Annotated in this window: 12 protein-coding genes and 2 tRNA genes; 6 read left to right on the plus strand and 8 right to left on the minus strand. The window is 57.7% G+C overall.

Annotation, left to right across the window (positions count from 1 at the left end; translation table 11 throughout):
- Nucleotides 1-338: 338 nt before the first annotated feature.
- Nucleotides 339-4,088, plus strand: coding sequence for an NACHT domain-containing protein (locus BLS51_RS22205; RefSeq protein ID WP_139168760.1), 3,750 nt, complete (start codon nt 339-341; stop codon nt 4,086-4,088).
- Nucleotides 4,085-5,260: a hypothetical protein gene (locus BLS51_RS22210; RefSeq protein WP_139168761.1), complete on the plus strand. Its 1,176-nt coding sequence runs from the start codon at nt 4,085-4,087 to the stop codon at nt 5,258-5,260. Before BLS51_RS22205 ends, BLS51_RS22210 begins: the two co-directional genes overlap by 4 nt.
- A 689-nt stretch (nt 5,261-5,949) precedes the next feature.
- Here BLS51_RS22210 and BLS51_RS22215 read toward each other — a convergent pair.
- The 5 genes from BLS51_RS22215 to acs form a co-directional block, all read right to left on the minus strand.
- Nucleotides 5,950-6,318: a hypothetical protein gene (locus BLS51_RS22215; RefSeq protein ID WP_090189648.1), complete on the minus strand. Its 369-nt coding sequence runs from the start codon at nt 6,316-6,318 to the stop codon at nt 5,950-5,952.
- Between the two features lie 238 nt (nt 6,319-6,556).
- The gene (locus BLS51_RS22220; protein WP_175472656.1) at nt 6,557-8,767 is read right to left on the minus strand and encodes an AAA family ATPase; all 2,211 of its coding nucleotides are present in this window, start codon (nt 8,765-8,767) and stop codon (nt 6,557-6,559) included.
- Nucleotides 8,764-8,988 carry a helix-turn-helix transcriptional regulator gene (locus BLS51_RS22225; RefSeq protein ID WP_090189644.1) on the minus strand — a complete coding sequence of 75 codons (225 nt, stop codon included), beginning with the start codon at nt 8,986-8,988 and terminating at the stop codon, nt 8,764-8,766. Before BLS51_RS22225 ends, BLS51_RS22220 begins: the two co-directional genes overlap by 4 nt.
- A gap of 205 nt (nt 8,989-9,193) precedes the next feature.
- Nucleotides 9,194-9,283: transfer RNA gene (locus tag BLS51_RS22230), tRNA-Ser, on the minus strand.
- Between the two features lie 63 nt (nt 9,284-9,346).
- The gene (gene acs / locus BLS51_RS22235; protein WP_090189642.1) at nt 9,347-11,332 is read right to left on the minus strand and encodes an acetate--CoA ligase; all 1,986 of its coding nucleotides are present in this window, start codon (nt 11,330-11,332) and stop codon (nt 9,347-9,349) included.
- 211 nt (nt 11,333-11,543) lie between these two features.
- On the opposite strand from acs, the gene BLS51_RS22240 reads away from it, so the two are divergent.
- From BLS51_RS22240 to BLS51_RS22255, 4 genes are all read left to right on the plus strand, one after another.
- Nucleotides 11,544-12,140, plus strand: coding sequence for a YqhA family protein (locus tag BLS51_RS22240; RefSeq protein WP_090189640.1), 597 nt, complete (start codon nt 11,544-11,546; stop codon nt 12,138-12,140).
- 25 nt (nt 12,141-12,165) lie between these two features.
- Complete coding sequence (locus tag BLS51_RS22245; protein ID WP_090189639.1) at nt 12,166-13,695, plus strand: fumarate hydratase; 1,530 nt, start codon at nt 12,166-12,168, stop codon at nt 13,693-13,695.
- Nucleotides 13,695-14,525 carry a glutamate racemase gene (gene murI, locus BLS51_RS22250; RefSeq protein WP_090189637.1) on the plus strand — a complete coding sequence of 277 codons (831 nt, stop codon included), beginning with the start codon at nt 13,695-13,697 and terminating at the stop codon, nt 14,523-14,525. Before BLS51_RS22245 ends, murI begins: the two co-directional genes overlap by 1 nt.
- Before the next feature lie 108 nt (nt 14,526-14,633).
- Nucleotides 14,634-14,709, plus strand: a tRNA-His gene (locus BLS51_RS22255).
- A gap of 156 nt (nt 14,710-14,865) precedes the next feature.
- On the opposite strand, the gene BLS51_RS22260 is transcribed toward BLS51_RS22255, so the two are convergent.
- The 3 genes from BLS51_RS22260 to BLS51_RS22270 all read right to left on the minus strand — a co-directional run bounded on the left by BLS51_RS22260 (nt 14,866) and on the right by BLS51_RS22270 (nt 16,540).
- The gene (locus BLS51_RS22260; protein ID WP_090189635.1) at nt 14,866-15,315 is read right to left on the minus strand and encodes a hypothetical protein; all 450 of its coding nucleotides are present in this window, start codon (nt 15,313-15,315) and stop codon (nt 14,866-14,868) included.
- A gap of 188 nt (nt 15,316-15,503) precedes the next feature.
- Nucleotides 15,504-16,019: a MuF-C-terminal domain-containing protein gene (locus tag BLS51_RS22265; protein WP_139168762.1), complete on the minus strand. Its 516-nt coding sequence runs from the start codon at nt 16,017-16,019 to the stop codon at nt 15,504-15,506.
- Nucleotides 16,020-16,048: 29 nt separating this feature from the next.
- The gene (locus BLS51_RS22270; RefSeq protein ID WP_139168763.1) at nt 16,049-16,540 is read right to left on the minus strand and encodes a helix-turn-helix domain-containing protein; all 492 of its coding nucleotides are present in this window, start codon (nt 16,538-16,540) and stop codon (nt 16,049-16,051) included.
- Nucleotides 16,541-16,790 lie beyond the last annotated feature (250 nt).

Raw genomic sequence — 16,790 nt, forward strand, 5'->3', positions numbered from 1 at the left:
ACTCAACTAACGCCATCGGTTAAAGCAGCTACACCTCATATATACCTAATATAGGTATCTGCAAACCCTGATTTCATACGGGTTTGCGAGGTACTCGGGTAAAAAATCGGGTAAAACTGATCGCAACTAGCCGTTAGACGACGGTCTCCGCAGTTTCTTGTTGTAAGCACACAGCAAACGCTTGCTGTATGGAGCCATGACGATGCGGCAGTGTGATGGACTCAGCCGGCAATGATTTACTACCGCCGAAAAGGATAAGAAAGCTGGCCATCGAGAAACTGACCCGTGCGAAATGCTAAAATCTGAGCTTGCAAACTGTCCATACAGGTAGCTTTTTGATGACGATAGTGACCACACCCGCAGCACCTGCCGAACGGATGCGTGCTGGCGGTCGTGCCACAGAGGCCGGCATGGCATTTCAGGCTGATGTGGCGACTTGGCTTGCAGTGCATATCCTCGTCCGACTCCCTGTCGGCGGACGCTTCGGCATCAACAATCAAGCACTTCCGGTTGCCATCCGTCTTGAAACTGGCGATACCCTCGACGACATAGAAGTGACGCAGTCGGATGACGGTGCGCTGAATTTCCAATGCAAGACCAGAGCCACTCTAGGCACCGGGACAGAGTCCCCGCTCGCAAAAACTGTTCGACAAGTGGCGAAGTGGGTCGCAACGGAAAAGGCAAGCGACGGCCTGCCCAGCGTGACTAGCAACGCCGCAGTGTTGGCTGTTCGGGCTGATGCTCCGATGACGCTCGACGTTCTTGAAACCGCGTGCCGCGCTTTCGACCACGGCGGTGGCTGGACGATAACTCGTGGGCAACGTAATCAAGCTGAACGTACTGCACTCAACCTTCTGGAGACAGCGGCAACACCTGCTTGGAGGGAACTGCGTAGCATAGAGCCGCAAGACGCCGATCTCGCGGATCTCGCACGCATTTTTCATATTAATCGTTTCACGATGGATGAGGGGGATAGCGATTGGCGCGAAGCATCGCACCTCTTAGGGCGCCACTTGTACGGCGATGACGCTGCTGGCGATGCTCCACTGCGTGACTTAAAGGGGATCATGCGCGGATTGGTCGGCAGCGGTGCGCCTGCAGATCGCGACGGGCTGCTGCGCGCACTGCGCCAGCGCGGGCATAACGATATCATGGCACCTGGCTTCGATGCCGATATCGCTAGGCTATGCGCTGCAACGGCGAGCGAGCTCACCCGCCTTGCGGTACATTGCACTTTACCTCTCGGTACCGGCATTCCAATCGCGCGTGAATGCAGCGAGCATCTCGCCACAGCGATCCTGGACGGTTCATTGCTGGTGACCGGTGAGCCTGGTGCAGGCAAGACCGGTGCCCTTGTCCACGCAGCGACGACACTAGCAGCCGCAGGCGATACTGTCGTGTTCCTGTCTGTTGATCGCTTTCCTGGCGTGACAATCGCTGCCGACATTCAGTCGGAACTCGGACTGGCCCACACGCTGCCAGATACCCTTGCTGCAATCCCCGGCTCGGGCCGCAAGATCCTGTTCATCGACGCCCTCGATGCCGCACGGGGCGGGCATTCGGAGGCGGTCTTCGCAACGCTCATCGAGCAGGTACTCCAACGACTAGCGAGCGCATGGATCGTCGTCGCATCAATCCGCACTTTCGACCTCAAGAATGGGCGTCGCTATCGTCAAGCCTTCGCTGGAACACCTGTCGTTTTGCAGCCTGTGGACAAAGGAATGGCGAACGTTCGGCATTTTTCCGTGCCGCGCCTATCAGATGAAGACCTTCGGAAAGCAGTGACGGCATCTCAAGCACTAGCCGGTTTGATAGATTCGGCCCCTGTACAACTCGTGGATCTGCTACGCAACGTATTCAATCTGTCGCTTGCTGCGCAGTTGCTAGGTAACGGCACCGAGCCTTCCGCGTTCGCCGAGATCGGAACGCAGTCAGGGCTAATAGACGCATACGAAGATGAACGCCTACCCGTCACACCGCTGCGGCTTGCTACACGCGAGGCAGCCGCCGTGATGGTACGTGGCCGCCGCCTCTCTGTGCGCAAGATTGCAATCAATCACGATAGCCTCGATATCGTGATCGGTAGCGGTGTGCTCGCCGAATCGGGGGAATTAGTTAGCTTTGCCCACCATGTGTTATTCGACCATGTCGCCGGTCGTTTTTATCTGGCTTGGGATGATCCGGTCGCCTTGAAAGCTCAGCTTGCCTGTGACACATCAACCGCTCTAATGTTGGCACCTGCGCTGCGTTTTGCAGTTGAGCGGCTCTGGCGGGAAGACGACGCGAGACGACCGCGAATCTGGCGCCTGACCGCCAGCCTTTTCGCTGGCGACGTCGACCCGGTGCTGGGCAATGTCGCGTTGCGGACCTTAGTTGAAAATGTACGAGAACAAGGCGACCTGCTTGGCCTCATGACGCGTGTTGCCTCAACGCCAAGCGATCCTGCACTGGTAGCCGAGCTGCGTCGCCTGACGCGATTCGCTTCCATGAACATCGCCGATAGCCGCCCTCCAGCCCAATCTGCTGCATTAGCATGGGCCCGACTTGCTGAGGCACTCGTGTCTACGCGTGAGCGGTTGCTAATCGACCCCGCCCGCCTACTTCTTAAGGCATTGTTCGATCATGGCGACTTAGCTGATTCCGTACTCTTCGGCGTACTTGGCCAAGCATCGCGCGCGCTGCTAGAACTGGCATGGACACCATCGGCACAGTTGATGCAGATTACCCCGATAGTGATTGAATTTGTTGGCAAGAGCTTTTCCTCGTCACCAGGGGCTTCGCGGGCCCTTCTGGACCGCATTTTGCGCGAGCCCCATTTTTCGCAAAATGCCGATCGCGAGGCACGCTGGCTTGCCACGCAGATAAGGGCCATCACCCGTATTGATCCTGACTTCACCGTGCAAATTTATGCCGCACTCTACGGCCAGACGATCACAGACTCCGCCATCTCGTCGATGGGAACCGATCGTATCCTCCGCCTCACTTCCACCCGGCGGCAGGATTACGAAAGCAGTCGCTACCTGCTTGCAATAGCAATCAGTGACGTACTTGCGCTATCGCCAGCCCACGGCACCCGTGCGCTCATTGACGCGTTGATCGGCGAGTCCATCGTTCGCGGCATCACCAATGCTCCCGATGGGCGCCAAATCAATCTAGGCACATCGTCAATTACACTCCTCGGCGCCGTCTACGAATATAGCGACTGGAGCCAGTCTGGCATATCGAACCGCAAGGACGATCTGCTGCACCAATTTGTTGTCTTCCTGCGCGGATGTGAAAAAGAGACGTTTGCTACCTGCGTCGAAGCAGCATCGCGCGGATACGCCACCGCGTCAGTTTGGGCGCGTATTCTTGGCGTCGGTGCTGAACGCATTGCCAATGTTGGAGACCTGCTTTGGCCTCTGTTTGAACACACAGACTTACTTGAACATCCTGGAACGCGGCGCGATGCGATCAAGTTTTTTGCGGCCGCCTGGCCATCGCGTTCGTCAGAAGCGCGCCTTCGCTTTGAGACGATGGCACTGGACGAATCTCGGTTTGCCGAGAAGGCGGATCTGGATCGTTGGCAAGCGAGCCTTGGCCGAATTTTAACTACAGTGCCTGAAGAATCGCTTCAATCAGAACGGCTATTCGGAAGACGCCGCACCTTCGAAGCCAGCGTTAGTGCAGCTAGCGATGAATTTAAAATTAACACTTTCATAACACCAGTTAACCATGATGAGCGAACTCGGGAACTGCTACGCCGCGACGGCATTAACACGGACGCGGGGCCCGACCGACAAGTGCTAGATGCCTCGGAATCGCTTAATGCCCTTGTCAAGCAGGCGACGCCCGACAGCGATGCCTCACTGCTCGCAGTCCTATGGAAACAGGCAGCCGCCTTGCTGAAACTGCTCGACGCTTCCCCCACAATCCACGAACGGATCAGTCATTCTGGATGGGGCCACGTGGCAAACGCGGTCTTGCAGGTGGCCTCAGGCAAAAACTACGTGCCCGGAAAGAACGAGATGCCAGAACTTGCTATGATGTTCTCGATGCTCGACCGCCTATCATCGAGCCCGTACCCCATGCCTTCCGAGGAGCCATGATGACCATGTTTTGGAATGGGTGGGATGTACGCGTCGACGCAGCACAAGCATGGATGCACCTTGCGCAACGTAATGCCGCGACACATCCTATTATCCTCGATCGGGTAGCGGCGGTACTGGAAGACCCGGTGGCGACAGTGCGCTTGCAGGCGGCGGGAGATATCGCCATTATTGGCAATTCCTCGCCCGAACGCATGTGGGAAATGGCGGAACGAATTGCGGCTCAAGAAACCAACGCCGAGGTTCTGGCCTCCTTCCTTTGTTCCCTACGTCATTTCAGCCATGCTGCCCCTGAACGCTGCGAGACATTGCTGAACATGATTATGACGCGATGGGCTGAAGGACTTATCGATGAAAATTCGGGGGGCAATCATCTTTCTGAGGCGCTAGGTAATTGGATTGCGCAGTTGTTCATCGGGCAGGCACGAGACTACGCGCGCGACTGGTTGACACAATGGGCTGTCGACCCTTTACGCTTCAGTAATCAGCTCCATGCGCTTATCGGCGTGCTACGCGCCTCGCTATTCCTTCGCTATGCCCCTCCCCCGGAGGCCGAAACGTCGGCCATGAGCGACCGCGCACAGCAAGCTGTTGAGCTTATTATCTCGTCCGCGATTAGGATTGCCAGCGATGCCCATGCGACAGCTATCCTTGAGTCCGTGTCCGAAACCGACAAGCAACAGGCAATCGCACAGTTCCAAGCGGCGGAAGCTGTGATCCTGCACACGGTGAACCAGTTCTATTTCGGCTCGGGCGCTTTTGGGGAAAATGGCATCGAAGATGGGCCAGGCCTGCGAGACGCAGCTACCATGACTCGGTTCCTCACTGATTACTCCAGTACGCTCGCCATGTTAGCCGACACACGCACTCCCGAAGCGCTGCACCACTTGATCGAGTTGTATCAGTTCCTGATCCCTGCGAATCCATCCGCTGTTTTCGGAGTTGTTCATGCGATCCTGCTTGGTCGCGGAGAACAGGAAGGGTATCACTACGAAACGCTTGCCATCGACGTCGTCGTAGGCATCGTACGACGCTACCTTGCCGACTATCGCGCAATTTTCGAAGATGAGGCCAGACGCCAAGATCTGGTTGCCATTCTTAACCTGTTCGCCGACGCGGGATGGCCGGACGCGCTACAACTACTCTACGACCTTCCCGACCTGTTGCGCTGACACCTTGGTCGCCACTATGCTGCTCACAGTGCTTAGGCAAGTACCTCATGCACTGTCCTCGACACCGACAATTTAATCAACGGCGGAGCCAATTGCGGACTGCGGCATAGTGAGTTTTACTCAACTCGCCTAGTTGTTGAACCTGTCGCAGATGGCGCTTCCGCCAAACCCGTGGTAAGCGTCCGGACAAATAACTGCTATCGAGCGGCCTGATTTGGGCTATAAGTTTAGCTCGCGCTAACCGGGCTCGCTCCAGCGGGGTGGACGCCAGATTACTCCGATACCGAAGCGCATGACAATGCCGGCACGCCAGCTCCCCACCGCGCCAGTACAGCGACTGAAAATTTCCCTCATGCGCGCGGGGACATTTTAGGAGGGGACGCACTCGGTCATTTAGGCACGGCACGGACACAATGTCCGCCAACCACACCCGGCCACCCAGATGGACCGCCAGGCGCGTCTCTGACAGCACGGCGACGGTACGCTCGGCTCCATCAACCAGAACGACCTCCGGCCGCCCAGCGGCCTTGATAGCGCGCTGGATCTTGGGCAGGTTCACCTCGAAGGCGCTTTCCAGCACCGGGACTCGTGGAGCTTTTGCTTTTTTCATCTCAGCTACCTAAAACAAAAGCGAACCGGGCACGTTCACGCGCGGTTCGCTTGGTGGGGCTACTGTCGGCTGCGCAAAATCAGCGCAGGTGCGCCTGTGACCATGCCATCGGCTCTATGATGTAGTTGTGGCAATGACGGCCAATCAGGGTAACCGCAATGGGTTTATCCAGTTCGCCCAAGCTGGCGCTCAAACGCTTGCGGAATGCCTCCATGCGCTTGTCGTCCAGATCTGCGTTAACTACGTCAACAACATAGCCCAGTGCTTTGTAGAGGTCGAACATATCGAACGAGCGCGGGCTAATGAAGGAAACGTGGCGGAAGTTTCCCAACGTACGCAGGCACTCCAGATTGCGAATGGTGCCGAATGCGTTCAGCAGTGCAACGGCATCAGCGTGTGGAAGTTTTTTGAAGTCGGCCTTCTGCGGCCATTGGTTGCGTTTGCTCATGAGTCTCCAATGTGAACTATCCCGTCCGAACGGATCGGGCAGTTACCATCATGGCCGGCGAAAGACAATTCGACTTTTTGATGGCAAGCTTTTTTTGATTGGACTTAAACCGGCCGTCCCGGTCCCGCTCTTTCCCGGTTCATGACACTGTGGGAATGTCCGGGCAAGCCGAAATATGTCCCGGTTTTTCCCACTCCCCCTATAAGGGGGAAGGGAAACCGGGAACGGGGAAAATTAACTACGCTGGGCGAACGTAGTTGCTGTCGATTTTGATTTTGCCTTTATCGACCAAGCCGCCGATTGCGGCCTTGGCGCGCTCGCGCTTGTGTTTGTTGTCGACGTCCAACTTCGCGGCCACTGCGGCAATCGCTTCGTCGTAGAGGACCGCCCCCTCTGAGCCGCAGAAGATGGCCTCCAACGTCGCCATTGCTACCACTTGATGCGGCCCCAGCTTCTTGGATTGACGCACTGCAAATGCCGGGCCAACTGGGACTGCCACGCACGATGAGATCTCGTCATCCTCATCATCGACGCCAACTACCAGCGCTTCGAGGCTGAACTTGTAGGCTGTCCCCGTTGCGTCGTCTTTGCACTTCTGGATCACCCACGAGGGACCAGCTTGGCTCGGCATTACGCCAATGACCGCATCCATTGCAGCGAACAGGCTGGAGTGACCACGCATACCTTTCACAGCCTCTTTACCTGTATGGTGCACCAGCATCACCAGTCCACCAGTGAGGCTTTGCAGCCTCTTGGCCGCAGCGATGATGCCGCCCATGTCCTTGGACGAATTTTCATCAGCCTCAGGCGCTGCGCGGTTCAGCGTGTCGAGAATCGTCAGGCCACCAACACCACTGGCCTCAATGATGGCATCAGCCAGATCTTCAATGTCGTTCGAGTGCAGCATGTTGATCGGCTGGGTGATAAACCGCAGGTTGTCCGGCAACGGCTTCCCGTGGTGCTGCGCCCACGCTTTAGCTCGCTTCCCCATACCGCCCTCGCCTTCCAGCACGCAGTAGGTCACTGGGCCATTCTTAACCCGCATGCCGTACCACTCGTCACCGCCGCCTGCGACCATCGCCGCAAGATCCAAAGCCAGGAACGATTTACCGCTTCCGCTCGGGCCGTACAACGCCACCAGCCCAGTCTGCGGGAACAAGCCGCGAATCATCCACTGGAGTGGCGGTGCATTTGCCAGATCGTTCGCGGAAAGCAGCTTATAGCGGCGGGTGGGCTGCGTAACCGGGTGATCTCCTTGCTCGGCCGAGGAGCAGGTGATCGGTGCCGCAGCTGGGTTGCTCATGGCTTTCTCCATGATCTTGCTGATATCGACGTCCTTGATGCGGGCATCCAAGGCAATGCGGCGGACAGTCTCATAGGTAATGCCGCCAGTCGGCTTAAAGCTATTCCACGCTTTTACCAGCGCGGCGGCGTCGTACTTTTCCGGGCAGGTCTGGCTCCACTCGTCCGCAATTTTGAACATGCTCAGGGACTGATCGCGGGCGTGCAAGGCCATCAAGATTTCCAGCCATTCGGCGCGCCTGCAAGCAGCCGAGATATACGACAGATCGTTCTTAATACTCGCTACTTCATGCTCTTGCAGCTCGTCGTTGGTGACATTTTCAACGTTCGGCTCATCACGCTTGGCCTTGCTAAATTTGTCGATCAGCCATTGCGGTGCGTCCGCAATCTCCTGGCCCTCGAATGGGTTGCTAGACCCTTCCCAGCCGTAGAGCCCGCCATTGGCGTGGCGGGAACCAGGCCCAACGACGTATCCGTTAACTTTCAGGTCGATGTTTTCGCCCATCGAGCCCACGAAGCTCAACGAGCTACCAGCCCAGTAATAACAGTGGCGGCCGCCAGCGCCGCTTACCACCTCGGCCGTCTCAGGCAGTCGACCATGAATCGCTTCCAGCATCTCCAGAGCTTCAGCTCCGCCGACTTTGTAGCTGTCCACATCGACTACCATCAGCATCTTGCCGGTATTACCGACCTCGCGCCCCAGACGCACGCCATAATTCAGCGTAGGGTCCTTCTGGAACCACTCGTTGATCGTGTTGAAGTCGGCGGTTGCAGCTTCCATCCACCCCGAGTAGCGCGGATGTTTGCCCGGATGCGTGCATTGATCGGCCTTAGGACAGTGGCAGTGGCCGTTGGAGTTCGCGCCCCAAACCGGAAAGACCGGAATGCCCTTCGATGCCATCTGCAACGCCCCATGATGCGCAGGAGACAGCGCAGTGCCGCTGGCGGGTACGGACATACCTCGACTCACGGCCCCCATGATGGCAACCGCATCACCGGGGTACGATGCCGTCATGATGCGGTTAAGCTCGGTCGTGCTGGTGATGGTAGGCGTAACACCCATTCCGTGGCGCTTTGCCGCGCCATTGGCGCCACCACCGATGCACACCGCGCCGTCATGAACCACAGACAGAATGTCGGCGCTCATGCGCATCCCCAGCTTTTGCGACGCGGCACCGAGCGCGCCTCGGCCTGCGCGATGATCCAGGCGTCGATCTCGGTATTCAACCAGCCTACAGCACGACCACCCAGCGAGATGGGAGCGGGAAACTTACCGTCTTTGATTTTTGCGTAGATTCCACTGCGTGACAGCGGCACTTTGATTTGCACCTGGTCCAGCTTCAACAGTGCGAGTACATCTTGGTCCATCGGATTCCCGTGGTAGTTGAGGAGATCCAAGTTTTGCAAGCGCAGCGCAATTCGACTTTTTACTGCAAGGAGAGAATGGAAGAAAAAAAAACTGGAGCAGAAAAAGAAAGTGGCCCAACTAGTGGGCCACTGATCTTTGAAACATGGGTGGAAACATGGGTAGAAAAGCACAATCACCCTGAAACCCGCATGAATACGTCAATTCTGGCGGAGAGAGGGGGATTCGAACCCCCGATAGGTTTGACCCTATACACGCTTTCCAGGCGTGCGACTTCAACCACTCATCCACCTCTCCTGCATTTCCCAAACCTCGGGAAGCGGCGAATTATAGCAAAGATTCCCCAGAGTACAAAACTTATTAGGATGTCTCTTTCAGCTGCTCCAGAATCGCCGGGTTTTCCAGTGTCGACACGTCCTGCGTAATCGTCTCGCCCTTGGCCAGCACGCGCAGCAGGCGGCGCATGATTTTGCCGGAGCGGGTCTTCGGCAGGTTGTCGCCGAAGCGGATCTCTTTCGGCTTGGCGATCGGACCTATCTCTTTCGCCACCCAGTTACGCAGTTCCAGCGCAAGCTTCTTGGCATCCTCGCCAGTCGGGCGCGCTTGCTTCAGCACGACGAACGCGCAGATCGATTCGCCGGTGGTGTCGTCCGGCTTGCCGACCACCGCTGCCTCGGCCACCAGTGGATTCGCCACCAGCGCCGATTCGATCTCCATCGTGCCCATGCGGTGACCCGACACGTTCAGCACGTCGTCGATGCGGCCGGTGATGGTGAAGTAGCCGGTGTCCTTGTTGCGGATCGCGCCATCGCCGGCCAGGTACATCTTGCCGCCCAGCTCTTCCGGGAAGTACGAGGTCTTGAAGCGCTCCGGATTGTTCCAGATCGTGCGTATCATCGATGGCCATGGACGTTTCACCACCAGGATGCCGCCCTGCCCGTTCGGCACGTCATGGCCCGATTCGTCGACAATCGCCGCCATAATGCCTGGCAGCGGCAAGGTGCAGGAACCCGGCACCATCGGCGTCGCGCCCGGCAGCGGGGTGATCATGTGGCCGCCGGTTTCAGTCTGCCAGAAGGTGTCGACGATCGGGCAACGCTCGCCGCCCACCTGGGTGTAGTACCACATCCAGGCTTCCGGATTGATCGGCTCACCCACCGTGCCCAGCAGGCGCAGCGACGACAGGTCGTAGTTCTTCGGATGCACTTTCGGGTCCACGTCCGACGCCTTGATCAGCGAACGGATCGCGGTTGGCGCGGTGTAGAAGATGTTGACCTTGTGCTTGGCCACGGTTTCCCAGAAACGGCCGGCGTTCGGGAAGGTCGGTATGCCTTCGAATACCACCTGCGTCGCGCCCACCGCAGTCGGTCCGTAGGCGATGTAGCTGTGGCCAGTCACCCAGCCGATGTCGGCGGTGCACCAGTAGACGTCCGATGGCTTCAGGTCGAACGCCCATTTCATCGTCAGCGCGGCCCACAACAGGTAGCCACCGCTGGAGTGCTGCACACCCTTCGGCGTGCCGGTCGAGCCGGAGGTGTAGAGGATGAACAGCGGATGCTCGGCTTCCACCCATTCCGGTTCGCACACCGCCGACTGGCCGTCGACCAGATCATGCAGCCACAGGTCGCGGCCTTCCTTGAAGGCGATGTCCCCGCCGGTGCGCTTGTAGACGATGACGTCCTTGATGGTGTCGCAGCCGCCGAGGCCCAACGCTTCGTCAACAATCGATTTCAGCGGCAGGCGCTTGCCGCCACGCAGCTGTTCATCGGCGGTGATGACCGCCACCGCGCCGGCGTCGATGATGCGCTCTTGCAGCGATTTGGCGGAGAAGCCGCCAAACACCACCGAGTGCGTGGCGCCGATACGCGCGCAGGCTTGCATCGCGGCCACGCCTTCCACGGACATCGACATGTAGATGATGACGCGGTCGCCTTTCTTGATGCCGCGCGCTTTCAAACCGTTGGCGAATTTGCAGACTTTCTCGTGCAGTGCCTTATACGAGACGTGGGTCGCTGTGCCGTCGTCCGCTTCAAAGATGATGGCGGTCTTGTCGGCGTTGCCGTTTTGCAGATTGCGGTCCAGACAGTTGTACGAGACATTCAGCTTGCCGTCTTCGAACCATTTGTAGAACGGCGCGTTGTCTTCGTTGAGGGTGCGGGTGAATGGCGTTTGCCATTCCAGGTGTTCTTTCGCCAGGCGTGCCCAGAAGCCTTCGTAGTCGGAGGCCGCTTCGGCGCACAGCGCGTTGTACGCGTCCATGCCGGAAACTGCTGCCGCTGCTGCAAACGCCGCCGGTGGCGCGAAGATACGGGTTTCTTGTGGTCCTTGGGTAGTTGTGCCGCTCATGGTGTCTCCAATGTTGTAGTAATCGTTTGCTATCAAACATAAACGCGATCGCTTACTGCGCCCTTACAGCCGGCTCATCCCCGGCGGAGGATGGCACGCCGGACAATTTTACCAATATTTCAATGCAGCCTACCGATGCGGTCGCCCGGCAGCGCGTGTAAAATGTCGGCAGTTTTTATAGTCTGCCTTATTTCCAGGAGTTTTGCCGATAATGACCGAGCCTAAACCGAAGCTGCGCCCTTTGCCCGCTTTTATCTTCATGACCCGCTGGCTGCAACTGCCGCTGTATCTCGGCCTGATACTGGCGCAGTGCGTCTACGTGTTCCATTTCTGGGTCGAGTTGAAAGACCTGATCGGCGCCGCCTTCGGCAACGACGCCGCCCTGCAGCACATCATCCAGGCGGTGGCCGTGCCAGGCTCGCCGATGCCGGAAAAACTCAACGAAACCACCATCATGCTGGTCGTGCTGGGGCTGATCGACGTGGTGATGATTTCCAACCTGCTGGTGATGGTCATCATCGGTGGCTACGAAACCTTCATCTCGCGCATGAACCTGGATACCCATCCGGATCAGCCGGAGTGGCTGTCGCATGTCAACGCATCAGTGCTGAAGACCAAGCTGGCGATGGCGATCATCGGCATCTCGTCGATCCATCTGCTGAAGACCTTCATCAACGCCGCCTCGTACAAGCCGGAAGTCATCATCGCGCAGACCGCCATTCACGTGGTGTTCCTGCTGTCGGCCATGGCCATCGCCTACACCGACCGCCTGACGACGATGACGCACAACGATTCAAAACACCATTAAGCCTACACCCTCACGCGAGAACATCATGACCATCATAAAGCAAGAAGACCTGATTGAATCCGTTGCCGCCGCACTCCAGTACATCAGCTACTACCACCCTGCTGACTACATCGAGCACCTGGCCCGCGCCTACGAGCACGAGCAAAGCCCGGCGGCGAAAGACGCCATCGCGCAGATCCTGACCAACTCGCGCATGTGCGCCGAGGGCAAGCGTCCGATCTGCCAGGACACCGGCATCGTCAACGTCTTCCTGAAGATCGGCATGGGCGTGCGCTTCGAGGGCTTCAGCGGCACCGTCACCGACGCCGTCAATGAAGGTGTGCGCCGCGCCTACAACTTCGATGACAACAAGCTGCGCGCGTCGATCGTCGCCGACCCGCACTTCGACCGCAAGAACACCAAGGACAACACGCCAGCCGTGGTGCACATGGAGCTGGTCGAAGGCAACACCGTTGACGTCAAGGTCGCAGCCAAAGGCGGCGGCTCGGAAAACAAATCCAAGATGATCATGATGAATCCATCCGATTCGCTGATCGACTGGGTACTGAAAACCGTGCCAACCATGGGTGCCGGCTGGTGCCCGCCTGGCATGCTGGGCATCGGCATCGGCGGCACCGCCGAGAAGGCAATGCTGATGGCAAAAGAAGTGCTGATGGAAGACATCGACATGTTCGAACTGAAGCAGCGCGGCCCGCAGAACAAGCTGGAAGAACTGCGTATCGAACTGTGCGACAAGATCAACGCGCTGGGCATCGGCGCGCAAGGCCTGGGCGGCCTGACCACCGTGCTGGACGTGAAGATCATGATGCACCCGACCCACGCCGCATCGAAGCCAGTCGCCATGATTCCGAACTGCGCCGCCACCCGCCACGGCCACTTCGTGCTGGACGGCTCCGGCCCTGCCTACATGACACCGCCACCGCTGTCGACCTGGCCGGATGTGTCGTGGGCGCCGGACACCGAGAAATCGCAGCGCGTCAATCTGGACACGCTGACCAAGGAAGAAGTCGCATCGTGGAAGCCAGGCCAGACCCTGCTGTTGAACGGCAAGATGCTGACCGGCCGCGACGCCGCGCACAAGCGCATCCAGGACATGCTGGCCAAAGGCGAAGAACTGCCGGTGGACTTCAAGAACCGCGTCATCTACTACGTTGGCCCGGTTGATCCGGTGCGTGACGAAGTGGTCGGCCCGGCTGGCCCAACCACTGCCACCCGCATGGACAAGTTCACCGACATGATGCTGGAGAAAACCGGCCTGATCGCGATGATCGGCAAGGCCGAGCGCGGCCCGGCGGCGATCGAGTCAATCAAGAAACACCAGTCGGCCTACCTGATGGCGGTGGGCGGTTCGGCCTACCTGGTATCGAAAGCCATCAAGGAATCGCGTGTGCTGGGCTTTGCCGACATGGGCATGGAAGCCATCTACGAATTCGACGTGGTGGACATGCCAGTCACCGTGGCAGTTGATTCGGCCGGCACCTCGGTGCACAACACCGGCCCGGCGGAATGGAAGGCCCGCATCGAGCAGCTGAACGTGCCTGTCGTGACTGCCTGATGCACATCGCCCGCTCACCCAGCGCCCCCATCGGCGTGTTTGACTCCGGCGTGGGCGGGCTGTCGGTGCTGCGCCATATCCGCGCGCAGTATCCGAACGAACACCTGATGTATGTGGCCGATTCCGGCCATGCGCCCTACGGCGACAAGACCGAAGAGTATGTGGTCGAACGGGCGCTGGCGGTGACCGGGTTCCTGCTGTCGCATGGCGCCAAGGCGCTGGTGGTCGCATGCAATACCGCCACCGTGGCCGCCATCAAGGCAGTGCGCTTGCGCTACAGCGATCTGCCGGTGGTTGGCGTCGAACCAGGCCTGAAGCCGGCTGCCGCCGCGACGAAAAATGGCAAGGTCGGCGTGCTGGCGACGGCGCGCACGCTGAAGGGCGAGAAGTTCCTGCAACTGCGCGAGCAGATCAGTGCTGCCACGCAGGCCGAGTTCCTGCTGCAACCGGCGGTTGGCCTGGTCGATGAAATCGAAAAAGGCGACCTGCAGGCGCCGGCCATCCACACCATGCTGGAAAAATACGTCGCCCCGCTGCTGGACCAGGGCGCAGACACGCTGGTGCTGGGCTGCACGCACTACCCGTTCGTCAGGCAAGGCATCGAGCGTGTGCTGCACGACCATGCGCGTGATGACGTGACGCTGATCGATACCGGCGACGCCGTGGCGCGCCAACTGGGCCGTCTGCTGGAAGGCGCCGGCCTGCTGCGTCCCGAGCTAAAACCGGACGCCACGCTGCGCGGTTACACCACTGGCGAGGCCGCAGCGCTGACACAAGCCTTCAACGATTTGCTGGGATTACAGCCCGAGGTCGAAAAGATTGATGTTTAAGCCAGCTGGCCGGGATCGAAACAATGCTCAAATTAAATTTGCAGGAATCGAAACTGGCTTGTATAATTCTGGCTCGTTGTTCAGCGCTAGTTGAATAACAAAACAGCGGTGGCTGTAGCTCAGTTGGTAGAGTCCAGGATTGTGATTCCTGTTGTCGTGGGTTCGAGCCCCATCAGCCACCCCAAAAAATTCAAATAGATCAAAGACTTACGAGAAATTGATTTATTTCGCAAAGTGAAATTTCCGACGAGTTTAGAAATTTTCCGACAGCGTGTAAAAGAGCCGGCATTTGCTGGCTTTTTTATTTGGCGGGCCTACACCAGCAGGATTAGATTGGCGGTCATTTTGCTCGCTGACCATGCAGAAGCTGGAAGGGTTTAATTTCGGGCTTTTCGGTCAGCGCCTCAAGATTTCGAATCCACCACATCTGAACGACCTGTTGCAGCCGACCATCCGCCGGATCTCGCTCCAGCACCCAACCCTCATAAATCTGTCCGTCCTTGTTCCAATCGAACAACACCGGATTATTAAGGTGGGCGATGCTGCCGAGAGCTGACGCAGATGCCCTCAACTCAAGAACGCCGTGAGTGCGGTAGGCCATTCCAGAGCGCGCACCATTCCCGTCCATCCGGTTTATGTAGCCAATCAATGGTTCGGCAGTGGTCAGCTCTGCATAGGAGAGCTTGAAACCACGGCCACGCAAGACGATAACCGCCACCTTCTGGCCAGCCGGCGTATCGGTCTTAGGGCATCCGCCCTCAGCAATGTAGGAATGCGTTTCACTGTACATAAATACAGTATATATAGCGCCTTAACACTTGGCAACGGCGAGAAGACTGGGCTCGCCCTGTCACGCGGGCATGCCTCGAAATTGATACATGCAGCAAATTTGATGTATAATCCTTCCTAAGTCGTTCGCATTTCGTCCCGTATCCCGTCAGCAGAGTGGGCTCTTACCGTGGAATGCAGCGACTTTTTTCATTTCTGCCCCACCAGCTTTAGCGCCACTGGCACCGCTGGCACCGCTGACGCCGCCCACAACAACAACCCCTCCCTCGTCCAGCGATCTTCGATGCTCTCCCGACCCGCAGTGGACTTGGCGTAAACGCTAGCGACATTGTTATAGCTTAAACGGCCCATCTGCTTATTCGGATGAACAGCGATGATAATGGGCGCCATGTTCTTAACTTCATAGGTCAGGACTGCCGAGCCCGGATTGTCCAGGTGCCCCTTAAACACTGCTTTCGGCATTTCCAGCATCGCGTAAATCCGCTCCAGAGTCCCCTTCGGGATGCCGTGCTCGAAATACACTTTGCCCACGACCTTACCAGTAATAGCCAGCTGCAAATCCGGCATACCCAAGTCAAGAAGCACCTGCGGCGTCTTACCAATCGGCAAGATAACCTGATTGTTCGACTTCTGCTTCGCCTCATCGTCTTGTGTCATCGACTTCAACAGCAAGCCCAGGGCGGTTTTAAAGGCTGGATTTTCCATGTTCTACTCGTATGTTGTTATTTTTAAACCTACGCGACTTTAAGCATAGGTTTCTTGCTGCTTACACGCTTCGCCTTTGCCACACGTGCCGCCTCTCTAGCTTGGATTTCTTCTTGGGCGAATGGCTGTAACACGTCGATCAGGCCGGAAAAATCGTACACGTTCGGCTTGTTCCGGTCGTGTTCAACCTTCCGTATGTTGCGCTTGATAAATCCCGCTTTTTCCATCTGAGCAATGCGCCGACGAATAGTGGACTGATCGACTCCGATCATTTCAGCCATCGTCTTCTTTGTCGGATAGGGCAGGTTATCTGCCGTCCACCAATACGTAAGGAGAACAAGCAAAATGTTCACGTGGATCGGCTCAAGCCCCAGCGCCTTTTGGCGCGTCACCAAGGTGCTTGGCAAAATTGTGTAGCCGGCATCGATCAAGGCGTCGCCCCACTTCTTACGGCTTTCTTTTTCCTTCTCCTTGGTCACCAGCTTTGGCGCACTGGAGACTTCTTCTTGCGTGTCGCTCATGTTCGTTTCCTCCTGCTTATTGACGAACAGAGTATGCAGCACGCCCCCTCCCCTTGCCAACCGTCAAGCCGGCGAATAGGGGCGCTCGCTCGCCTCCCACCCCCTTTATATATATTCTGTCTGCTCCAATAATTAATATGCTTATAGCCTTATATGTTTACTGAGGCACTTGCGCCGCCCAATTGCCGTGCGCATTCGCCTCCCACCTGGGCGGCATAAACGCACACCTATGAACCACCACAAAGCAAAA

Source organism: Duganella sp. OV510 (genome assembly GCF_900100205.1).
GTDB lineage: Bacteria > Pseudomonadota > Gammaproteobacteria > Burkholderiales > Burkholderiaceae_D > Rugamonas.